General features: G+C 50.6%; 3 protein-coding genes. All 3 read right to left on the reverse strand.

The window, feature by feature from the left end; translation table 11 throughout:
- Positions 1-416: 416 nt before the first annotated feature.
- Positions 417-635 carry a type II toxin-antitoxin system HicA family toxin gene (locus AAB400_02420; protein MEK7648755.1) on the reverse strand — a complete coding sequence of 73 codons (219 nt, stop codon included), beginning with the start codon at positions 633-635 and terminating at the stop codon, positions 417-419.
- Between the two features lie 3 nt (positions 636-638).
- Positions 639-884, reverse strand: a complete 246-nt coding sequence (locus tag AAB400_02425; protein MEK7648756.1) for a type II toxin-antitoxin system HicB family antitoxin — start codon at positions 882-884, stop codon at positions 639-641.
- A gap of 330 nt (positions 885-1,214) precedes the next feature.
- Positions 1,215-2,152, reverse strand: a 938-nt coding sequence (locus AAB400_02430; GenBank protein MEK7648757.1) for a hypothetical protein, incomplete at its 5' end; no start/stop codon positions are given.

Here is a 2,152-nt window from a genome sequence, read left to right on the forward strand (position 1 = left end):
TCGTTGCCGTGAATGTGGAGCTTCTTCGAATCCGTCTTGCTCAATTTCTTTCCTTTCGTATTGAGCTTTTTGCGTTGATGGTTTCCATCAGACTTCACCATGCCTAATGGAAGTATGTGCGTACTGGTATGCCGCACAGTGCCCTCCGAATGGAAAACCCATTCAGAGAGCGCTATGCGGCACATGCGTTCTAATATCGGACATCTCCTTTGTCAGACACGAATATTTTCCTACTGGAAAATTTCTCCGACTCCTACCGCCGTAGTCCGTAGGGTCTTCCAAAGGAGATATCCTCATTAGAACTTAAATAGCCAGGTAAAAGAACAAATTATGCCATGTATCTAATTGGCACAGTATAGCATATATTTTACAAAATGTCAATAGAGTCTGTCAAGTGTATAAATGACAGATACTATCTATGTATTTTTGATAAATTCATCAAGAGTGAGTTCTGAGTCACGAAGAAGTTTTGCAAGTAAACCTCTACCAATTTCTCGATGATGAGGAATGGTTATAGGTTTTCGATGGGAATGATGAAGCCGTACATGGCTACCCTTTTGCCTTACGACATAGTATCCCATCTTTTCAAATGTAGATAAGACAACTTTAAATGAAAAAGTGGGAATAGTTGTCACACATTATAAGGAAATGGTATGAACGCTAAATTCAGATGATTTGTGGTTGGAGAGGACTTTTTGATTATTCTTTTCTTCAAGGCAGAGTTCAATAACTTCTCGGATGTTTTTTAATGCCTGATCAAGTGTTTTTCCTTGAGTATAACAACCTTGAAATAGAGGACATTCTACCGTGTAATACCCGTCATTATCCCGCTCAACAATGACATGAAATTGTTTACCTCGGAGTTGTGCTCGTATTTTTTTCATATAAAAAAGTATGGCATAGTATTCAGTAATTGTAAATAAAAAAAGACCTCATTGTTCGAGATCCCGATACGAGGTGCCTGGAATGGCATGTGTTCCTCGAAGGGTTCGAACGTTGAGGTCTGGGGCCCGCCCTCGCTATTACCGCACCAGTGATTGGAGAGGCGAAAAGCTAGTTCATCGATCTTGATGGACCGATGGAAGGCGGTTGTGGTCGCGCAGCAGCCCTACTTTGGCAAGTGGATTTACCTGAGTGCGTAGCACTGAGGCTGAGATCCACCGGCTTCCCGATTTGCTGTTTCGAAACTGTTGCACGTTGCCATTGGGGGTGGTCTAGCTGGCCTTGCGGACCTTCATCTGGGTGACCGACGACTCGACGCGGATCTGCGCGACGACCGCGTAGTCCACCTTGGCGCAGGCCTGAGACCAGACCGACTTGCCGAGCTGCTGGGAACCGTAGGCGAAGTTGCTGAGGGCGCTCAGCGAGCTCTCGTGATTGGCGAAGAGCTTGTTGATGTCCTTGCCGGACTTCGCGATGATGGCCTGGAAGGTCGCCTGAGCGTTGACGGCGTTGAACGAATGGGTCGGCTGGGCCGGCTTCTCGTTCATCGCCGCCAGTCCGCGGAGGGCGAGGCTTGCACGCTTGCCTGTGGTGACCTTGAAGTAGGACGCCAGATGGACATTGAGCTTGCCGTTCGCGACTTCCGTGTTGATGCTGGAGCGCATCTCGGAGAAGGCGCGGCTGTTGCGCTCGACCTGGCCGAGGATGTGCTTGACATCACGAATGAAGTCTTCGGTGTAGACATCCGGCTGATTCTCGGCTGCGGCCTTCATGGCTTGGGGAACGATGTTCTTGAACTGGCCGTAGGACAGGTCGTTGAGCGAAGAGACGCCGTTCGGCGACTCCAGCTTGGCATCCTGCTGCTTGGCGATCTCGAGAACCTTGGGACCGACGCTCTTGATCAGGGTCGTGATGGTCTTGTGAGCGGTGTCGTCGCTCATGGTTCGGACGTTCCGGGCGATCGTGTCGAGGGTGTTGATGGTCTGGGACTTGCGATCCTGGGGCTTGCCGGGGCGACGACCACCGCGGGGCGACTTGCCACCGCGACGTCCGCGACCGGGCTTGCCGTCGGGCTGCTGTCCGCCGATGACCTGAGCGACCGCACTGGCGATCTGGGCGATCTGGTTGGCGTTGAGCGTTTGGCTCTTCATCTGGAAAAATTCCTCAGTTTCGTGTTGTGTCCTCTTTGAACCCCCTTGCGACTTAATGC

This window comes from Patescibacteria group bacterium (assembly GCA_038065255.1).
Taxonomy (GTDB): domain Bacteria; phylum Patescibacteriota; class Patescibacteriia; order JACQRZ01; family JACQRZ01; genus JBBTRI01.

Bases quoted from the DNA above. Each gene is read 5' to 3' on its own strand.
- AAB400_02425 (MEK7648756.1), bottom strand. From the start codon at position 884: ATGAAAAAAATACGAGCACAACTCCGAGGTAAACAATTTCATGTCATT.